We start from the raw sequence: 18,050 nt of genomic DNA, 5'->3' as shown, positions 1-18,050 counted from the left end.
GCCCACCCGCCCGGAGGAAGTCCATGAAAGCGACGCTGTCCGCCCTCGTACTGTCCCTGACCCTCGCACTGCCCGCCTTCGCCAAGGAGACGGTGGTTGCGGGGGTGAAGTTCCCCGAGACCGTCACGGTCGAGGGCAAGGAGCTGAAGCTGAACGGTGCGGGCCTGCGCACCAAGGCCATCTTCAAGGTGTACGCCGCGGCGCTCTACCTGGAGACCCCGACGAAGGAGGGGGCGCAGGTGATCAGCTCGGACCAGCTCAAGCGCGTGCGCATGTACATGCTGCGCGACCTGGACAAGGCGAAGATCACGGACGCCATCTCCGAGGGCATCGAGAAGAACAACAAGGCAGCAATGCCGGCGCTGAAGGAGCGGCTGGACAAGCTCAACGCGGCCATCCCGGATCTGAAGAAGGGTGAGGAGCTGACGATCACCTACGTCCCCGGCAAGGGCACGCAGGTGCAGAGCAAGGGAGGCCAGGAGCTCTCGCTGGAGGGCAAGGACTTCGCGGACGCGCTCTTCGGAGTGTGGCTCGGCGCCAAGCCCGTGGACGGAGACCTGAAGGACGGGATGCTCGGCAAAGAGGACTGAGCTCCGCGGCTAGAAGAGGCTGAGCTGGGCAGAGGGCCGCGTTGGCCGCCGGAAGGGGGTGGGCGCGGCCTCTGTCATGGTGGACATCCGCATCCCCACCTTGCGCGCTGTCGTGTCGAACAGGCGCTCGATGGTCTCCGCGTAGAGGCCCTCGCCTCGCATGCGGTGCTTGAAGCGAGGATCGGACAGCTCGCCGCCCCGCGTCTCCCGGATGCGGTGGAGCACACGCTCGGCGCGCAGGGGCAGCTTGTCGCGCAGCCGCTCCTCGAAGACTTCCTTCACGGGGCCGGGCAGCCGCAGCAGGGTGTAGTGGGCCCGGGCGGCGCCGGCCTGCCTTGCAGCGGTGAGCACCTTGGCGATGTCCTCGTCATTGAGGCCCGGGATGATGGGGGCCACGGACACCGCCACGTCGATCCCCGCCGCCGCCAGCCGCTCGATCGTCTGCAGCCGCCGCTTCGGCGTGGCCACATAGGGCTCCATCGCCCGAGCCAGCTCCGGGTTGTGGAATGGCACGCTGACGCTCACCCAGAGCTGGGCCTCGCGTGCCAGCGTCTGGAGCACGTCCAGATCGCGCTCGATGAGCACGCCCTTGGTGATGATGCCCACGGGGTTGCGGTACTCGGCGCAGACCTCCAGGCACCGGCGCGTGAGCCGCAGTGAGGCCTCCAGCGGCTGGTAGCAGTCCGTCACGCCGCTGAAGACGATCGGCTCTCCCTGCCAGCGTGGGCGCTCGAAGGCCTCCCGGAGCAGCTCCGGCGCGTGGGGCTTCACGACGATGCGCGTCTCGAAGTCCGTGCCCGCCCCCATGCTCAGGTACTCGTGGGTGGGGCGCGCGTAGCAGTAGGCGCAGGCGTGCATGCAGCCGCGGTACGGGTTGATGCTCCAGGTGAAGCACACGTCCGGGCTGTTGTTGCGCGCCAGCACCTCGCGGCTGTGATCCTCCAGCACCTCCAGCCGCGAGGGGGGGATCTCATCGAGGTACTCCACCTCGGTGCTCGCCCACGGGTTGGGCGGATTGGAGACGGGACGCGCCTTCACAGGAACAAGGTGGACCTGAAAAGACGTTCAGTCAAGCGCTGCCGGATATTCCCGGAAATACGAAGGCCGGTAGCCCAGAGTTTCCTCAGGAGCTACCGGCCTTGACGCCAGAGCGGCGGACCGGGTTCGAACCGGCGACCCCGAGCTTGGGAAGCTCGTGCTCTACCAGCTGAGCTACCACCGCGACCGAAGCGTTCTCAAGGTAGGAGCACCGCCTGACCTTGTCAACGAGAAGTAACGGCTTCGTCCGCTCGGCTACTCGCCTTCCTCAACGGTGAGCTGGTACGGGTCCTGGAAGTTGGACTCACGGTTCTTCGCGTCGCGGACCTCGAAGAGGTAGACGCCCGGCTCGAGGCTGTAGCGGATGCGCTCTGGCTGGTCGCCCTTGGCCCGGTCCGCCGTCTGCACGAGCGACAGCTTGCCGTCCTCGCCCACCCGGTGGAGGTACAGGCCCACGTCCACCTTGAGGATGCCCAGCAGCGTGGCGTGGATGGGCGTGCGCACCGGCCGGTCCGTCAGGTCCAACCGGTAGTAGTCCACGTCCTTCGGCGGGTACACCGTGCCCCGCACGGCCTTGCCGGTGGCGATGTCCATGGCCCGCTCCACCGTGTTGTTGGGCTCACGCTCCTCGCTGCCGTTGTCCGGCACCGAGGTGATCGTGATCCGGTACGGCTGGTCCGGGTTCTCGTAGTCCCGCACCCACTTGCCCTCGACCTTCCGCGAGGCCCCCTCCACCTTGAAGTAGCAGGTGCCGTTGCAGGCCACGTTGTTGAGCCGCTCGGGCTCCTTCAGCTCGCCGTCGTTGGCCTTCAGCGTCACCGTCTCCGTCTTCCCATCCCCCTCCGGCGCATCCACCGCTGACAGCACCAGGTCCAGCCGCTCCACCCCGGACACCTCCACCTTCGCCAGCACCGGCTCCGTCGTCCTCAGCGCGTAGTAGTCCGCGTCGTTCTTCGGTGCGAGGAAGCCCTCCTTGAAGCCCGAGCCCTGGATCAGCGTCGCCTTGTAGAGCTCGTCATTGGGCTCCAGCTCCGCGTTGGCGCCCGCCTCCTCCAGAGACACGGAGAGCGTGTACGGATTCGTCGCGTTGTACGTGCGCTTCGCCTCCTTGCCCGAGCCGACCCAGCCGCTCTTCACCACGACGTAGACGACCTTGTCCGTGGACCGCACGCCGATGTTGCGCAGCGTGAGCGCCTCGCCCTCCTTGCTGGCGCGCAGTGAGAACAACGGGGCCTCCGCGGCGGACAGCACCGCCAGCTCCGGCCGCACGCCCTCGATGGAGGACAGCTCAATCTTCAGCGCCACCCCTGGCGGCTCTACCGGCACGGCAGGTAGGGCCGCTGCGCCTGGAGCCGCCCCTGTCGTCCCAGCGGCGCTCTCCGTCCCGGTCCCCTCGGGCGGAGGCGAGCCCAAACCCTCGGCAGGAGGTGAGCCCAAACCCTCGGTAGGCGAGCCCAAACCCTCGGGCGGAGGCGAACCCGAACCCTCGGGCGGAGGCGAGCCCAGCCCCTCGGACGGAGGCGTTGTTCCCTCGGGCGTTGGAGAGGGGGGCGTGCCCTGCGGTGCCGGAGGAAGCGTGCCCTCGGTGGGCGCCAGCGACGGGGGGGTGGGGGCAGGGGGAGTCCCCTCAGTGGGAGCGGCGGGGGTGCTCGGCTCCTGCGCGGGCAGCTCGATGCGGTACCAGTCCTCATCTCCCGCGTGACCGATGTATGCCGCTACCGTCTGCCCAAGCGTCAGCGGCGTCGCGTCCACGGCCCGATCATTGGGCTCGCGCTCCTCGCCGTCATTGGGACGCCGGTAGGTGAGTGTCAGTGTGTACGAGCCGCCGCTGCCCTTGCGGGCGGGGGCCACGCGCACGTAGCGCTCGCCTTCGACATAGAGGTTGGGGTAGCGCTCCGGCTTGCCTTCCCCCTCGCTGTTCACCCCTCCCAGCCGGTTGCGATCCCGATCATACACGTCGATCGTCACATCCCCGCCCGGGATGCCGGTGACGGTGATCTCCGCCGTCCGCGCGGACAGAGGCGCCAGCCGGTACCAGTCCTCGTCGCCCTTGGCCGGATCGGCCGAGAGGGCCCCGCTCACCACCGCGTCTCGCGCCAGCGTCAGCGCCTGATCCGGCCGCTCGTTGGGCTCCTGCTCGCTCACCATGTCCGGGCCGGCATCCACCGGTCCCGCGTCGGCTCCCTCGTCCTTGCCCTTGGGACAGCCGGCCAGCACCGCACACACCGCAATCCAGCCCAGACGTCGCATCGCATTCCCTCGCTTCGGCCGCCTACTCTTCCCCGTGGGGACGGGGTGTCAAGCACCGCAAACATCGCAGCCCTCGTTTTCATCCGGACGGCCCGTGGACTGGAGCGATCCGCGCAGACCGATCCAAGATGCCGGCTCATGCGAAGCCTCCCGGCCCTGGCCAGCCTGTTCCTCCTCGCCGTTGCTCCCCCCGCGCTCGCCGCGCCGCCGCCCTCCGTGGGCTATGCCCAGGCGGAGGACTACCTCGAGAAGGACTCGAAGCCCGGGAAATACACCCCGCTGAACGTGCTCGATGGGCGGGACACCACCGTCTGGTGCGCGCCGGAAGGGGAGGGGGCTCCCTCGCTGATGACCATCGGCTTCAAGGGGGTGGCCACCGTGGACGAGGTGCGCGTCTACACGGGCAACGGCTCGGGCCGGGACGCCTTCAAGGCGTACGCCCGGGCGAAGAAGATCACCCTGGAAGGCAAGGCCAACGCGCGCGGCTTCACCCTCGAGGACAAGCGGGGGCTGCAGACGGTGCCGCTCAACCCCCCTGTCTCCGGGGCCTGGCTCACGCTCGAGGTGAAGGACACCTTCCCAGGCTCCGAGTCGCAGACCCCTGTCTGCCTCACGGACATCGTCTTCTACTCGGAGGGCAAGCCCCTCAACGGGACGAAGCTGGCCCCGGTGCTGAAGTACGACGCTCGCAGGGCGCCCCTGCTGGGCACCTGGTTCGGGGGGCTGGAGGGCGCACCGGACCGCTTCCTGTCCTTCTACGTGGACGGGACGTACCGCTTCGTCCACGAGCCGCTGGACGGGGGAGAGCCCACAGTGCTTACAGGGGGGTACACCGCCTCGAGCTCACGCCTGTCCCTGGAGCTTTCGAAGAAGGGCAAGGTCTCGGTCCGCTTCAGCCGCGAAGAAAAGGGGGGCTCGGCGGGTGGGTACACGCTTACCTTGGCGGGCGATCTCCCGGAGGAGTGGAAGGAGCCCTTCCGGAGCCGCCCCTGAGGGGGGCTTGGAGCGAGGCCTGGCTAGACGGCGGCTGACTTCTTCTTGCCGCTGAAGGCCTTGAAGAAGTCGACGATCTCCGTGACGGCGACCTTCACATCGGTCGCGTCCTGGAACTCGGACTCCAGGAAGATGCCGCCACAGGACTCGCAGGTGTCGTAGCTGAGGGGGTGGTGCCGGTCCCCACCGTTCACCCGGACGAGGTCGACCTGGCACTCAGGGCACTGGCCGGTAAGCGCCTCCGCGTCCACCTTGCCGCCCTGACTCTCCAGCCCAGGGAGGTTGCTGTGGAGGAGGACACGGTTCAGGTCCGCGACGTCAATCCAGAGCCCGCCGCAATCTCCACACTTCCGCAACGTCATGTCGTCCCCCTCGAGATCGGCCATCTCGACGCTGCACGTGGGACAGTTCATGGGGCGGCTCGTTCTCCTGGAAGAGGGAGGCTTGCTCCCTGTGGATTGGAGAATGATAGGGCGTCCAATTTTCAGGATGCAACCGGTGTCGGCCGATCTGTTGCAAACGCGCCGTCAGGCAGCCCTCAGGCCTTTACTCGGCGGATGTCCGCCCCCAAGCTCCGCAGCTTGCGCTCGAGCCGCTCGTAGCCCCGGTCCAGGTGGTAGACGCGCGCTACTTCTGTACGCCCTTCGGCCCGGAGGCCGGCGAGGATCAGCGAGGCGCTGGCTCGCAGGTCCGTGGCCATGACAGGCGCACCGGACAGCTTCTTGACCCCCTTCACCACGGCCGTGGGGCCCTGGATGGTGATGTCCGCCCCCATGCGGTGCAGCTCCGCCACGTGCATGAAGCGGTTCTCGAAGATGTTCTCGGAGATGACGGAAGTGCCGTTCGCCACACACATCAGCACCATGAGCTGAGCCTGCATATCCGTGGGGAATCCCGGGTGCTCGGTGGTGGTGATGTTGACGGGGTGGATCGTCTTGGGGGCCTTGCAGCGGATCCCCCCGTTCTCGGTGGTGAGGGTGCAGCCGGCCTCGCGCAGCTTCTGCAGGACCGGCTCCAGGTGCTCGGGCACGGCGTGCTTCACCAGCACGTCTCCTCCGCTGATGGCGGCGGCCACCAGCAGGGTGCCCGCCTCGATGCGGTCGGGGAGGATGGAGTGCTCCACGGGGTGCAGGGAGTCCACCCCGTCAATGGTGATGACGGAGGTGCCCGCGCCCTCGATCCGGGCCCCCATCTTGTTGAGCACCTTGGCCAGCTCCTCCACCTCGGGCTCGCGGGCGCAGTTCTCCAGCACGGTCCGGCCCTTGGCCAGCACCGCCGCCATCATCACGTTCTCCGTCCCGGTGACGGTGATGAGATCGAAGTTGATGGTGGCGCCCTTGAGGTGCTTGGCGCGGGCCTCCACGTAGCCCTCGGTGAGGGTGATCTCCGCGCCCAGCGCCTTGAGCCCCTTGAGGTGCTGATCGATGGGCCGGGCGCCAATGGCACAGCCGCCCGGCATGGACACGCGCGCCCGGCCGTAGCGGGCCACCAGCGGCCCGAGCACCAGCACGGAGGCCCGCATCGTCTTCACGAGCTCGTACGGGGCCTCGGGGGTGAGGGGCCCGGCAATGGTCACCTGGCAGACATTCTTCTGGCGGCCCGTGAGCCGCTCGGCCTCACAGCCCATGGTGTTGAGCACCTTGAGCATGGTGGCCACGTCCACCAGGTCCGGCACGTTGCGGTAGGTGCTCGTCCCGTCTGCCAGCAGCGAGGAGGCGAGGATCGGGAGCGCGGCGTTCTTGGCCCCCGACGCCTTCACCTCTCCGCTCAGCGAGGAGCCACCCTTCACGACAATCTTGTCCATCGGTCCCGTCTCACGCCTGTGGCCCAGTGGCCGCAGGCTGTGTCCCAAATGCCAGGCGATCCCGCCGCTCCAGGTCCTTCTCCACGCGCGCGCTCTCGTACCCCGCGGCTTGGAGGAGCTCCCGGACAGCGTTCCCCTGGGTTTCCCCAATCTCCATTGCAAGGAGGCCGCCAGGCAGCAGACACCGGCGAGCCCCCTCGATGACTCGGCGGAGGATGGCCAGCCCGTCCTGCCCCCCATCCAGGGCCAGGTGGGGCTCGCGGCGCACCTCCGCCGACAGGCCTGGAATCTCTCCCGAGGCGATGTAGGGCGGGTTGGAGACGACGAGCTGGAAGCGCGCGTCCTCCGGCACCGGGGCGAAGAGGTTCCCCTGGACGATGGTGACGCGAGCGCCCACGCTCAGCGCCTCGGCGTTCTCCCGGGCCAGCGCGCAGGCGTCCGGCGACAGGTCCGTGGCCAGCACGGAGGCCTGGGGGCGCTCGGCGGCGAGGCTGATGGCGATGCAGCCGGAGCCTGTACACACGTCCAGGGCCCGGCTCGGCGCGTCCTTGGGCAGCGCGTGCAGGCAGGCCTCCACCAGCAGCTCCGTCTCGGGCCGGGGGATGAGCACCCGCCCGTCCACCTTGAAGGGGCGGTTGTAGAACTCCTTCACGCCCGTGAGGTACTGCGTGGGCTCGCCGGAGATGCGCCGCGCGATGAGGGCGCGGTAGGCAGTCAGCTCGTCCTTGGAGAGCGGCCGATCCAGGTCCACGTACAGGCGCACCCGGCTGACTTTGAGCACGTAGGACAGCAGCACGTCCGCGGTGAGCCGGGGCGAGTCCACCTCACGCTTCTCGAAGTGCTGGGTCGTCCAGGTGAGGACCTTGCGGATGGTCCAGGTCTCGCTGCTCATGCGCGGGGGCTGGGGGACGTCGGCGCGGGGGCGCCGGTCTGCTGCTTGAGGGCCTCCGCCTGGTAGTGCGTGCGGCAGGCGGTGATGACGTCCTCGATGCCGCCCGCCATGAGGGCCGGCAGGTTGTGGACCGTCAGGGAGATGCGGTGGTCGGTGAGCCGATCCTGCGGGAAGTTGTAGGTGCGGATCTTCTCGCTCCGGTCGCCGGTGCCCACCTGGCCGCGGCGCATGGAGTCCCGCTCGGAGCGGATGCGCTCCTGCTCGATCTCGTAGAGCTTGGCGCGCAGCATGCGCATGGCCTGGGTGCGGTTCTTCGTCTGGCTCTTCTCCTGCTGGCACTTCACGACGATGCCGGACGGCTTGTGGATGAGGCGCACCGCCGAGTCCGTCGTGTTGACGCTCTGTCCGCCCGAGCCCGTCGAGCGCATCACCTGCATCTCGATGTCCGCCGGGTTGATCTGGACGTCCACCTCCTCCGCCTCGGGCATCACCGACACGGTGATGGTGGAGGTGTGGATGCGGCCCTGGGCCTCGGTGGCCGGCACGCGCTGCACCCGGTGCACGCCGGACTCGTACTTCATGTGGCTGTAGACGCCACTGCCGGAGAGGGTGATCGTCGCGTCCTTCACCCCGCCCACGCTGCCGGGGCTCAGATCCACCACCTCCGCGGACCAGCCCTTCAGCATCGCGTAGCGGAGGTACATCTGCATGACCTCCTCGGCGAACAGGCCGGCCTCGTCGCCGCCGGCGCCCGCGCGGATCTCCAGGATGACGTTCTTCTCGTCGTTGGGATCCTTGGGCAGCAGGAGGAGCTTCAGCTGCGCCTCCTGCTCGTCGCGCTGCGCCTTCAGGCCGGGCAGGGCCTCGCGGGCGTAGGCCTTCTCGTCCGCGTCGCTGCCCTCCAGCCAGGCCTCTACTTCCTTCAGGTCCGCGAGCACCTTGCGGTAGCTGCGGAACGACTCGACGAGCTTCTCCAGCCCGGCCCGCTCCTTGGAGACCTTCAGGAGCTTCGTCGAGTCCGCGAGCACTTCGGGGTTGGATAGGTCCGCGGTGAGGCGCTCGAACCGGCGCTCGACCTCTTCAAGCTTGTCAATCATCGTCGTGACTCGGGGTATTGCCCCGTTGCCTGCCCGCTGGCAAGGGTGGAGGCCCTCAAGAAAGTCCTTGGAAGGCTGGGCAGGGGCGTGAAAGAAGGGCGCCCGTTGCCGCTACACTGCGGCTCAACAACTGCACTGGAGTGCTAGAACATGCCCGCCCAGAAGGGAAATCGCAGCAAGAAGAAGCTGTCCAACCGCGCCAAGACCAAGAAGGCCGCGCTGAAGCGCCGCCGCGTGCGCGCCAAGCGTGGGCAGAACAACAAGCCCAAGAAGTAACACGCAGGGTGGGTGAGCCCTCCCCCGTGGCTCAGGGGAGGGGGCTTGCCGAGCGGTAGGGCTCCAGCTCGGGCAGCATCCGAGGCAGCGCCGCCGAGCTCTGGGCCAGCAGTCGCAGCACCTCCTCGGCCTCCGTGCCGGTGACGACGGTGGGCTGCATGGGGAACTCCGGGTAGCGGTCCGTGCGCAGCGGGATGAGCTCGCTGGACAGGTAGCCCCCCGGGGAGAAGCGGGCCTTGAGGAGCGCGCTGCGCTTGTCCCTTGGGTTCCAGTTGCCGCCGAAGACGAAGTTTCCCAGCGAGTAGATGGCCGGGGCGCCCTGGTGCAGCTCCATGGCCTGGAGCACGTGCGGGTGGCTGCCGAGCACCCCCGCCGCGCCCGCCTCGATGGCCGCGCGCGCCAGCTGGAGCTGGTACGGCTGCGGGGCGTAGGTGCTCTCGATGCCCCAGTGGAAGAAGGGGAGCACCACGTCCGCCCGGGCCTTCGCGGCGAGGATGTCCTCGCGCAGCATCCGCTCCATCTCCGCCACGTCCGAGAAGTGCCCCGCCACCCCGGGGGTCGTCTCCGTGGCGTACACCTGGCGCGGCTCGATGTTGCGGCTGCCGAGGAAGAAGTAGCCCAGGAAGGCGAAGCGCACGCCCCCCACGGTGACGAGGGCGGGGCGGCGGGCCTCGGCCAAGGTCCGCCCGGCGCCGAAGTAGGGGATCTTCGCCTGCTCCAGCGTCATCAGCGTGTCCACGAGCCCCTGGGGGCCGTAGTCCATCAGGTGGTTGTTGGCCAGGCTCACCACATCTACGCCGCCGGCCAGCAGCGTGTTCACGAACTCGGGGCGCGCGCGGAAGTTGAAGTTTTTGGGCAGCTTCTCCCCGCCCTCGGTGAAGGGGCACTCAAGGTTGACGAGGAAGAGGTCTGCCGCGTCCGCCACCGCCTTCACCTCCTTGAAGCCGTAGGCGAACATCTCCTCGCGCGTGCGGCCCTTGCCTACCTGCTCGTCGAAGTAGGTCTGGTAGTGGTGGCCCACCGTCACGTCTCCGCCCACCAGCAGGCTGATGGGACGGACGGGAGGAGCGGGGGGCTGCGCCGGGGCTGTCGGGTTTGGGACGTTTAGGACGGCCGGCTTCTCGGGCTGGGGCGCCCAGGGGCCGGGATCGGCGGGAGGCGCCGTGGGATCGCTCCCGGGCGGATTTCCGGGGGAGCCCGGAGGGGAGGACGGCAGAGGGCGGAGGGTGCAGGCGGTGGCCAGAAGCAGCAGCAGGGCGAAGTGGCGCATAAGTGCAGGGAAACTCTACCTTGCGCCCGTCGTTTGGCGACGCGTAGATTGCCCGGCGATTTCATGGCACGTGAAAAGGACAACATCGCACTCTCAGACGAGCACAACTCGCGTGGTATCGAGCTGGCGGATCGCGGGTGGCTGGACGAGGCGATCAAGGAGTTCAAGAAGGCGATCGAGCTGGATCCGGACTCCGCCCACGCCCACGACAACCTCGCCACCGTCTACGCGGAGAAGAAGCTCTTCCGCGAGGCGCTGGGCGAGTACCTCATGGCCCTGAAGCTGGAGCCGGAGAGTGCCACCGCGCACTACAACCTCGCCTGCTTCCTCTCCACCCATGCGGCCGAGATGGCCGTGGAGGAGTACAAGGAGGCCATCGAGCTGGATGCGGAGTACCCGGACGCGCACCTGAACCTGGGCCTCACCTACGCGGACCAGGGCCGCGTGGAGGAGGCCATGCGCGAGCTGCAGACGGCCATCGAGCTGGATCCGCAGGACGCGTTCCCCCGCCACGAGCTGGCCGCCCTGCAGATGGACGAGGGGGACTACCGCTCGTCCATCACCCAGCTGAAGGAAGTGGTGCGGCTGGAGGCGGACAACTTCGAGGCCTGGCTGGATCTGGGCATCTGCTACGCGCAGAAGGGCTTCTACGCGGAGGCCGAGCGGGCGTACGAGAAGGCCCGGGCGCTCAACGGGGATGACCTGCTGCTCAACTACAACCTCGCCGCGCTGTACGCGCTGTGGGGGCGTCCCAAGGACTCGGTGACGTTCCTCCAGAAGGCGCTGGCCGCGGACAAGGGCAAGGTGATGGGCTGGTTGTCCACGGACCCGATGTTCGACGCGCTCAAGGGCGACGCCGACTTCGAAGCCTTGTTCTGACGCCATGGCGAGCGAGTGGATCTTCCTGGGCGTGGCGATTCTGTTGGTGTTCGCCAACGGGTTCTTCGTGGCGACGGAGTTCGCCATCGTGAAGGTCCGCGCCACGCGCCTGCAGGCGCTGGTGGACGAGGGGCAGCCGGGCGCGGCCGCGGCGATGAAGATGGTGGAGAAGCTGGACGGGTACCTCTCCGCCACACAGCTCGGCATCACGCTGGCGTCCCTGGGGCTGGGGTGGCTGGGTGAGCCTGCCTTTGCGCGGCTGCTGGAGCCGGTGATTGCGCAGATCGTCCCGGAGGAGGCGCGCCTCACGGTGGGGCACACCGTGTCGGTGGCCATCGCGTTCGCGATCATCACGTTTCTGCACATCGTCGTCGGGGAGCTGGCGCCCAAGAGCCTGGCCATCCAGCGTGCCGAGGCCACCACGCTCGCGGTGGCGCTGCCGATGCGCATCTTCTACGTCGTCTTCTACCCGGCCATCTGGGCGCTCAATGGGATCGCCGGGCGGCTGCTGCGGGCGTTTGGGCTGCACGCCGCGAGCGAGTCGCATGAGGCGCACAGCGAGGACGAGCTGAAGGTCATCCTGAGCAGCTCGGCGGAGGCGGGCTCCATCACGACGGCGCGCGCGGAGCTGCTCGAGCGGGCGCTGGAGATGGCGCAGAAGACGGCCCGGCAGGTGATGGTGCCTCGCAACCAGGTGAAGTACCTGGACGTGGAGGATCCGCTGGAGAAGTGCATCGCGGACGCGCGCGCGGCCGGGCACACGTGGCTGCCGGTGTGCCGGGGGAGCCTGGACGAGGTGGAGGGCGTGGTGAACGCGAAGGACCTCTTCTTCCTGCTGTCGAAGGGGGAGCTGAAGTCCCTGGCCCAGGTGCAGCGCCCGGTGCTCTTCATTCCGGAGAACGTGTCGCTGGAGCAGCTGCTGGCGGAGTTCCGGCGCCGGCGCAGGCAGATGGCGCTGGTGGTGGACGAGCACGGCGGCACTTCGGGGCTGGTGAGCATCGCGGACGTGGTGGCGGAGGTGGTGGGCGATGTGGCGGAGCTGGGCCGGCGGATGGACGAGGTCCGCTCGCTGCCGGGCGGCCGGTTTGAGCTGCCGGGCACGGCGCAGCTGGACGACTTGGAGGAGCGGCTGGACGTCACCTTTGATCTCAAGGAGGACGAGCAGGGCGAGGTGACGACGATCGCCGGCTACCTGATGACGAAGCTGGGGCGTGTTCCGGAGAAGGGGGACAACCTCAAGCTGGACATGTGGCGCATCCTTGTGGACGAGGTGGATGGGCCGCGGGTGGTGCGAGTGACGGTGGAGCCGCAGTCAGCGGCCAAGGCGGCTCCGGCGGCGCCCACGGACGGCACCGCGGCTCCAGCGCCCCATGGGACAGCTTCGCCCCCTGGACGCGGGACGGGGTAAAGGGAGGTTTTTGATCACCCTGGGTCCAAGGCCCAGGTGCCTTCCTCCCACCGCTTCAAAGTCATGATTGCACCGATTGCAGCGACTCCTCCCTCCTTGGCAGCTGCCTCCAGGACCGCTTTGGCTTCTGCCGTCCTGTAGCGGAGCAGGAACGCTGCGGCCATCGCTCGCACGTCGGTTCGAGGATGTTTCAGCAACACGGAGAGTGCATCCCGCCCAGCATCTCCCCGGGCCCGTAGCTCGTGAAGCGCGGCGGTGTACTTCTTGGCATGCTTGTTCCCCTCCTTGGCATCTCCTCGCCGGATAGCCTCGGTCTGAGTAGCCACATGCTGTGCGAACTGTTCGACAAGGTCCTCTGACCGCATCACCAGAATCCCTTTGAGACGTTCTCCATGGCCAGCAGCCCGAACTCGCGCTGGGCGTTAAAGGACTGTGTGCTCAACCACTGTCGCACCGTCAGAGTGTACGACTGGGTAATGTCGTAGCGGATGGATGAGTAGAGGGCACTGAGGCGGGTGTGCAGCCCTTTCGCCAGAGGGATGACGTTTTCGGTGTTGTGAAGTGCTTCAGGACCGAACCGCGCCACATTGCCCGGGGTCTGCTCTACGATGTGGTGCCACTCCTTGCCCTCGCCCGCCGGCCCCAAGGCGTTCTTGAACCCGCTGAATGACCCCCATGCCCTATACCCGGTGGGAAAACTCCCTGAGGCTCCCCCCGCGCTTGCCTCCCGCGCCGCCATGGCCACTGCGGTAGGGGCCAGCGCCAAGGTGGCGCCCTCGGCTGACACGACCACGGCTACGGCCTCGGCCGCCGCCACATACGGCACGCCGAACTGGGTCTCGGCCATCACAGCGGCCTGCCCCGCGCCCGGCAGCAAGGGCAGCTTCGAGGCCATTCCCGCCGCTGTATTCGCCATTGCCACTGTGGCCAGCATGACGAACGCCTTAGCCGCCGTCCGCCCCATCGTCTTGCCGTACTTGACCCCGGCCGCCTCAATCTCCTCGAAGGAGGTGGCCCGATCTACCTCCCTCACCAGCACCAGCCACCCGTCAATCAGCCGCCACACCGTATCCACGCCCAGGTAGGCCATGAGCGCCACCGTCAGGGTCGCGGCCAGTCCTTTGGAGATCGGCTCAGGCAGCGTCCACAGGAGCAAGTACATGGTCATTGCGCTCGTGATGGAGGCGTAGACCGCCGTGGGGTTGACCATCTCGCCGAAGGCTTCCTTCATCTCCCCAAGCACGTGGCGCTGAGCAATGGCCATGGCCAGCGTGTACTTGCCGTCGTTGTCCAACTCGGGCCGCTCCACCAGCAGGCGCAGGCAATCCCCCTCTCCCCAGATGCGGTCACACCACTGCAGGTAGCTGCGCTTGAACTCCGCCGCCGCCGGGTTCACCTCCGGTAGCAAGTGCGCACGCGGAGCCGCTGGTGCTGTTTCTACTGAGACCAGCCCCAGGTGGCTCCTGACGTGGGCATAGGGCTCGTGGCGGGAGGGCCCCAGCAACAGTCGGCGTGCCTCCACGAGCGGCGCAGAGAAAGGCTGCATGTTCCGGCCATGCTCGATCAGGGCCTGCTCGAAGCCGTCATCATCCAATTCCACGGGATCCACGTCTGCTCTCGCGACGTGGACGATGGGAGCGCCGTGGTCCATCGAGAGCCGCACCACCTTTGTGGGGGTGCTGCAGGCAGATACGAGCAGTGCAAGCAGAGTCGCGACGGCATAACGCTGGGTCATGGGACGTCCTCTGGAGCGGGGGGAGCATCAGGCTATGGAGGAGCCTTTCCGAGGGCAAGGACACGTGGGACGCCGGTGGCTTGAACCCGCGGTTGTACTTGACTCCCAGGGCACCCCTCACGGCAGGCTGCTCCTCCAAGGAAGCGGAGGGGGCCTCACGTGGGATTTCGCCGGTACGACGCGCTGATCATCACCGCCCTGCTCGACGAGCTCGAAGCCGTGCTCGCCTTCGGTGAGGGTGGCAAGGACGGCTGGACAAAAGACAAGGATGGGGACGGGTTCCCCTTCCACTTCCGCGAGCTTCCCCGGGAGGACGGAGGGGAGCCGCTTCGCATCGCCGCCGCCTCGTTCGACGAGATGGGCGGGGACGTGGCAGCGGTCCGGGCGACAGCGCTGATCAAGTTCCTCGACCCGGCGTGCTTGGCGATGTGCGGCATCTGCGCTGGGAAGAAGAAGGACGTCTTCCTGGGTGACGTCATCGTGGCGAGCCGCGTCTACCGCTACGACTCCGGGAAGTTCTCCGCCAGCCGGCGTGACGCGGACGGGCATCGGGGCGAGGAGTTCTTCCATGACTTCAAGACCTTCAACCTCAAGGACAAGTGGAGGGTGGACGCCGCCTGGTTCGCGCGAGAGAAGGACTGGACCGCCGAGCTGGTGAAGACGCGGCCGCTTTCGCTGGAGACGCAGCAGCAGTGGTTCCTTCGCGTCTTGCTCGAGCACGAGCAGCATGGCGATGCGGCGCCGGACAAACACGCGGACCGCAAGAAGTGCTGCCCCTCGTTCACCGCCGCGAGGGACCGGCTCCGGCAGCGTGGCCTGCTGGTGAACAAGCCGGGCGTCCTCGCGCTGACTGAGGAGGGCAGGGGGCACGCGATCGATCTCGCTCACGAGGAGGAGCCCCCGAAGGATCGGGACTTCCGCGTTCACGTGGGTGCCATGGCCACGGGTGAGGTTGTACAGAAGGATCCCGAGCTTTTCGATCGACTGGAGAAGATCGGGCGAAAGACCCTGGGCGCAGAGATGGAGGCCGCGGCCATCGGCCGGGTCGGCGAGCAGCTCGGCCGTCCGACGATCATCGTCAAGGCTGTCTCGGACTACGGAGACGAGGACAAGGACGACGCGTTCCGGGAGTTCGCCGCGCACGCTTCAGCGCAAGTGCTGCTCCGGCTGTTGCTGCGCAACCTGGAGCCCGTCGAGCAGCAGTTCGACGACACCCCGGAGTCAGAGCGGCGCGATTCAGGGTCGCTCCACTTCGAGCGCATGGGCCTGGACCGCGGGGATGACCTGCTCTCCCGTGTTCGGGCTCTCACTCGGCTGCGGATGGAAGCCAAGGGAGAGACTGCGGAGATCGTCCGGATCCGCGCGCCCGCTCCTTTCGGAGGGTATCTCCGCGTCTCGAAGGCTGATGGCCCCGTCACGAGCGTCTTTCCGGTCGCCGCAGTCGATGAGGTCAGCGCCGAGGTGCTCGAGGCCTTCCTCGACAAGATCGACCACCTCTATCGCAGGAATGACTCAGGCATTCACTCAGTGCTGGTGTACGGCGGTGCCCCTCCACCGGCCGAGGTTGTCTCCAGGGCTGAGGCAAAGCGCATCCTCCTGAGGAGCTTTACCGAGTACCAGGGGCTCATTGACTTCCGCGGCTACCTGAAACGCCAGGTCGATCGGCTCGAAAAGGACCCCATCTACCCACCCGCGCTCTACGTCGCCCAGCACGCGGTGCTCCACTCGGACGGAGGCGAAGTCAGCACGAAGGATGTCCTGGGTGAGCTCAACACCCTGTTGGCTTCGCCGCATCCCCGCTTCATCCTGGTGCTCGGGGACTTCGGCACCGGCAAGACGTTTCTTCTCCATGAGCTGGCCCGCCGGATGGCGGAGGCTGGTGGGCTGTTCGTCCCAGTGCTCATCGAGATGCGGACGCTCGAGAAGGCCCAGGAGTTGGACTCGCTAGTGGTCCAGCACATGGCCAAGGCAGGGGTGGAGCGGATCGACCTGCCGGCCTTCCATTACATGCTCGCTCATGGCCGCATCGCGCTGTTGTTCGATGGCTTCGACGAGCTGGCGCTCCGTGTCAGCTACAAGCGCGCGGCCGAGCACTTCTCCACGCTCATCCAGGCCGCTCAGGGAGATGCCAAGATCATCATCACCAGCCGCACGCAGCACTTCTACTCGGACCAGCAGATGAAGAGCGCGCTTGGCGAGCAGGCGAGCTCCCAGCGTGGCTATCGGCTGGTGAGACTCCAGCGCTTCACCCATGGGCAGGTCCGGGAGTTCCTGGAAAAGCGGCTCGGAGACGAGGAAAAGGCAGAGCGCCGATTGAAGCTGCTGGCCGAGGTGAAGGACCTGCTCGGGCTGGCGGAGAACCCGCGCATGCTCGGGTTCATCTCGGACATCTCGGAGGAGAAACTGCTGGAGGCCCAGGCGCGCGATAAGGAGATCACCTCGGCCCGCCTGTACGAGCTCCTTCTGAACCAGTGGCTCGTGCACGAGTTCGATCGGGCGCACCCGCGGGGAGGGCTCCCTGGGCTCGACTTGAAGCAGCGCTGGGCGGCGGTCACCGGACTGGCGATGCGGCTCTGGCACGGGACGGAGCTGACCCTCAACATCCTGGAGCTTCCCGAGGAGCTGACCGCGGCGGTGAAGCAGCTGGCGGAGCAGGCCATCAGCTCTGAAGAACTCCAGCACCAGATCGGCTCGGGAACCCTGCTGGTGCGTGACGAGGGCAACAACTTCTCGTTCATCCACCAGTCGGTGATGGAGTGGCTTGTGGCAAAGGCCGTCACCCAGGAGCTTCGTCAGGAAGGCGCGAAGAAGGCTCTCGCGGCGCGCGAGCTGTCTCCGTTGATGGCGGACTTCGTGTGGGGACTCGCGGGGCGGGAGGAGACGGAACGGTGGGCTCGACGGACGCTCGCGGAGGGGGCTTCGGGCTACGTCCACAAGAATGCCCTCATGCTGTTGGAGCGCCTCGGGGTCAAAGCCACGGGCGGACTGCGGCTCGCGAGGCAAGATCTTGGCGGCAAGGATCTCTCGGGGCAAGACCTGCGGTATTCGGACCTCACGGGCACGAACCTCATCGGTGCGAAGCTGGTGGGCACGGATCTGACGGGTGCGATCCTGGCCGGAGCCATCTTGCGCAGGGCGGATCTGTCGCGGGCCAAGCTCACGCAGGCTGACCTGCGCGGGGCGGACCTGAGCGGCGCGCGGTTGATGGGCGCGACCGTCTCGGGCGCGCACCTCTCGGGTGCTCTCCTGCGTCAGGCGAAGCTAGTGGGCGCCGCGTTTGACCCGGGTGTGCTTGGGGGACTCGACAAACAGGCGCTCTTCGGCGCGGCCATGCCAGATTCTGGCCATGCCACCCCTGTGGTGTCCTCGCGCTTCCCCTGTTCCAGCGTGGCGATCAGCTCGGATGGAAGGTTGCTTGCTTCCGGCCAAGGCCTCGAGGTCCGCCTCTGGGATCTGGAGACCGGAATGATGGTGCGAACCCTCATGGGGCATGAGGGGACTGTCCGGGGCGTGGCGTTCTCCCCCGATGGGGCTACGATCGCCTCGGGCTCCGAGGATGCCACCGTGCGAGTGTGGGACGTGGCCACGGGCACCGAGCGCCGAGTCCTCAAGGGGCATGCGCCAGGCGTCTTGAGCGTGGCGTTCTCCCCGGATGGGGCCACGGTCGCCTCGGGCTCCGATGACTCGACCGTGCGAGTGTGGGACGTGGCTACGGGCACTGAGCGTCAGGTCCTCAAGGGGCATGCGCAAAGCGTCTGGAGCGTGGCGTTCTCCCCGGATGGGGCCACGGTCGCCTCGGGCTCCGATGACGCTACTGT

General features: G+C 67.5%; 15 protein-coding genes and 1 tRNA gene. 6 read left to right on the top strand and 10 right to left on the bottom strand.

From position 1 onward, the window contains the following. Positions 1 to 23 precede the first annotated feature (23 nt). Positions 24 to 590 (top strand): chalcone isomerase family protein, encoded by a 567-nt coding sequence (locus VD972_RS05160; RefSeq protein WP_324981634.1) that lies wholly within the window; start codon positions 24 to 26, stop codon positions 588 to 590. A 9-nt stretch (positions 591 to 599) separates the two neighbouring features. Here VD972_RS05160 and VD972_RS05155 read toward each other — a convergent pair whose 3' ends face one another. The 3 genes from VD972_RS05155 to VD972_RS05145 all read right to left on the bottom strand — a co-directional run bounded on the left by VD972_RS05155 (position 600) and on the right by VD972_RS05145 (position 3,878). Further along, entirely contained in the window at positions 600 to 1,628 is a 1,029-nt protein-coding gene (locus VD972_RS05155; protein WP_324981631.1) for a PA0069 family radical SAM protein, read from the bottom strand. A 111-nt stretch (positions 1,629 to 1,739) separates the two neighbouring features. After that, a tRNA-Gly gene (locus VD972_RS05150) sits at positions 1,740 to 1,812 on the bottom strand. A 71-nt stretch (positions 1,813 to 1,883) separates the two neighbouring features. Next, positions 1,884 to 3,878, bottom strand: coding sequence for an ABC transporter substrate-binding protein (locus tag VD972_RS05145; RefSeq protein ID WP_324981629.1), 1,995 nt, complete (start codon positions 3,876 to 3,878; stop codon positions 1,884 to 1,886). Positions 3,879 to 4,016: 138 nt separating this feature from the next. On the opposite strand from VD972_RS05145, the gene VD972_RS05140 reads away from it, so the two are divergent. Beyond that, positions 4,017 to 4,871 carry a discoidin domain-containing protein gene (locus VD972_RS05140; RefSeq protein ID WP_324981626.1) on the top strand — a complete coding sequence of 285 codons (855 nt, stop codon included), beginning with the start codon at positions 4,017 to 4,019 and terminating at the stop codon, positions 4,869 to 4,871. Positions 4,872 to 4,894: 23 nt separating this feature from the next. Here the strand turns inward: VD972_RS05140 and VD972_RS05135 are convergent, their stop codons facing one another. From VD972_RS05135 to prfA, 4 genes are all read right to left on the bottom strand, one after another. Next, complete coding sequence (locus VD972_RS05135) at positions 4,895 to 5,284, bottom strand: zf-TFIIB domain-containing protein (protein WP_324981623.1); 390 nt, start codon at positions 5,282 to 5,284, stop codon at positions 4,895 to 4,897. Between the two features lie 125 nt (positions 5,285 to 5,409). After that, positions 5,410 to 6,675 (bottom strand): UDP-N-acetylglucosamine 1-carboxyvinyltransferase, encoded by a 1,266-nt coding sequence (gene murA, locus VD972_RS05130; protein ID WP_324981620.1) that lies wholly within the window; start codon positions 6,673 to 6,675, stop codon positions 5,410 to 5,412. A 10-nt stretch (positions 6,676 to 6,685) separates the two neighbouring features. Next, positions 6,686 to 7,567: a peptide chain release factor N(5)-glutamine methyltransferase gene (prmC, locus tag VD972_RS05125; RefSeq protein ID WP_324981617.1), complete on the bottom strand. Its 882-nt coding sequence runs from the start codon at positions 7,565 to 7,567 to the stop codon at positions 6,686 to 6,688. After that, positions 7,564 to 8,664 (bottom strand): peptide chain release factor 1, encoded by a 1,101-nt coding sequence (gene prfA, locus VD972_RS05120; RefSeq protein WP_324981615.1) that lies wholly within the window; start codon positions 8,662 to 8,664, stop codon positions 7,564 to 7,566. Before prfA ends, prmC begins: the two co-directional genes overlap by 4 nt. A gap of 150 nt (positions 8,665 to 8,814) precedes the next feature. Here prfA and VD972_RS05115 point away from each other — a divergent pair, with 150 nt between their 5' ends. Continuing rightward, positions 8,815 to 8,940, top strand: a complete 126-nt coding sequence (locus VD972_RS05115; protein ID WP_324981612.1) for a hypothetical protein — start codon at positions 8,815 to 8,817, stop codon at positions 8,938 to 8,940. A 31-nt stretch (positions 8,941 to 8,971) separates the two neighbouring features. Here the strand turns inward: VD972_RS05115 and VD972_RS05110 are convergent, their stop codons facing one another. After that, positions 8,972 to 10,210 (bottom strand): CapA family protein, encoded by a 1,239-nt coding sequence (locus tag VD972_RS05110; RefSeq protein WP_324981609.1) that lies wholly within the window; start codon positions 10,208 to 10,210, stop codon positions 8,972 to 8,974. A 63-nt stretch (positions 10,211 to 10,273) separates the two neighbouring features. Between VD972_RS05110 and VD972_RS05105 the strand changes: the two genes are divergently transcribed. Together VD972_RS05105 and VD972_RS05100 are read left to right on the top strand one after the other, a co-directional pair. Beyond that, complete coding sequence (locus VD972_RS05105; protein WP_324981606.1) at positions 10,274 to 11,089, top strand: tetratricopeptide repeat protein; 816 nt, start codon at positions 10,274 to 10,276, stop codon at positions 11,087 to 11,089. A gap of 4 nt (positions 11,090 to 11,093) precedes the next feature. Beyond that, complete coding sequence (locus VD972_RS05100) at positions 11,094 to 12,497, top strand: hemolysin family protein (protein ID WP_324981602.1); 1,404 nt, start codon at positions 11,094 to 11,096, stop codon at positions 12,495 to 12,497. A gap of 14 nt (positions 12,498 to 12,511) precedes the next feature. Here VD972_RS05100 and VD972_RS05095 read toward each other — a convergent pair whose 3' ends face one another. Both VD972_RS05095 and VD972_RS05090 read right to left on the bottom strand, forming a co-directional pair. Continuing rightward, positions 12,512 to 12,862 (bottom strand): DUF2019 domain-containing protein, encoded by a 351-nt coding sequence (locus tag VD972_RS05095; protein ID WP_324981599.1) that lies wholly within the window; start codon positions 12,860 to 12,862, stop codon positions 12,512 to 12,514. Beyond that, the gene (locus tag VD972_RS05090; protein WP_324981596.1) at positions 12,862 to 14,232 is read right to left on the bottom strand and encodes a hypothetical protein; all 1,371 of its coding nucleotides are present in this window, start codon (positions 14,230 to 14,232) and stop codon (positions 12,862 to 12,864) included. The genes VD972_RS05095 and VD972_RS05090 overlap by 1 nt, the downstream gene beginning before the upstream one ends. A gap of 159 nt (positions 14,233 to 14,391) precedes the next feature. Between VD972_RS05090 and VD972_RS05085 the strand changes: the two genes are divergently transcribed. Continuing rightward, positions 14,392 to 18,050, top strand: a 3,659-nt coding sequence (locus VD972_RS05085; RefSeq protein ID WP_324981593.1) for a pentapeptide repeat-containing protein, incomplete at its 3' end; no start/stop codon positions are given.

Origin of the sequence: Hyalangium sp., assembly GCF_035629615.1 — a bacterium.
Taxonomy (GTDB): domain Bacteria; phylum Myxococcota; class Myxococcia; order Myxococcales; family Myxococcaceae; genus Hyalangium.
Note: the sequence above shows the minus strand (reverse complement) of the source record. Positions and strands in the feature narration are given on the sequence as shown.

Bases quoted from the DNA above. Each gene is read 5' to 3' on its own strand.
- VD972_RS05095 (WP_324981599.1), bottom strand. From the start codon at position 12,862: ATGCGGTCAGAGGACCTTGTCGAACAGTTCGCACAGCATGTGGCTACT.
- VD972_RS05135 (WP_324981623.1), bottom strand. From the start codon at position 5,284: ATGAACTGTCCCACGTGCAGCGTCGAGATGGCCGATCTCGAGGGGGAC.
- prmC (WP_324981617.1), bottom strand. From the start codon at position 7,567: ATGAGCAGCGAGACCTGGACCATCCGCAAGGTCCTCACCTGGACGACC.
- murA (WP_324981620.1), bottom strand. From the start codon at position 6,675: ATGGACAAGATTGTCGTGAAGGGTGGCTCCTCGCTGAGCGGAGAGGTG.
- VD972_RS05140 (WP_324981626.1), top strand. From the start codon at position 4,017: ATGCGAAGCCTCCCGGCCCTGGCCAGCCTGTTCCTCCTCGCCGTTGCT.
- VD972_RS05115 (WP_324981612.1), top strand. From the start codon at position 8,815: ATGCCCGCCCAGAAGGGAAATCGCAGCAAGAAGAAGCTGTCCAACCGC.
- VD972_RS05145 (WP_324981629.1), bottom strand. From the start codon at position 3,878: ATGCGACGTCTGGGCTGGATTGCGGTGTGTGCGGTGCTGGCCGGCTGT.
- VD972_RS05110 (WP_324981609.1), bottom strand. From the start codon at position 10,210: ATGCGCCACTTCGCCCTGCTGCTGCTTCTGGCCACCGCCTGCACCCTC.
- VD972_RS05100 (WP_324981602.1), top strand. From the start codon at position 11,094: ATGGCGAGCGAGTGGATCTTCCTGGGCGTGGCGATTCTGTTGGTGTTC.
- VD972_RS05105 (WP_324981606.1), top strand. From the start codon at position 10,274: ATGGCACGTGAAAAGGACAACATCGCACTCTCAGACGAGCACAACTCG.
- VD972_RS05090 (WP_324981596.1), bottom strand. From the start codon at position 14,232: ATGACCCAGCGTTATGCCGTCGCGACTCTGCTTGCACTGCTCGTATCT.
- VD972_RS05160 (WP_324981634.1), top strand. From the start codon at position 24: ATGAAAGCGACGCTGTCCGCCCTCGTACTGTCCCTGACCCTCGCACTG.
- prfA (WP_324981615.1), bottom strand. From the start codon at position 8,664: ATGATTGACAAGCTTGAAGAGGTCGAGCGCCGGTTCGAGCGCCTCACC.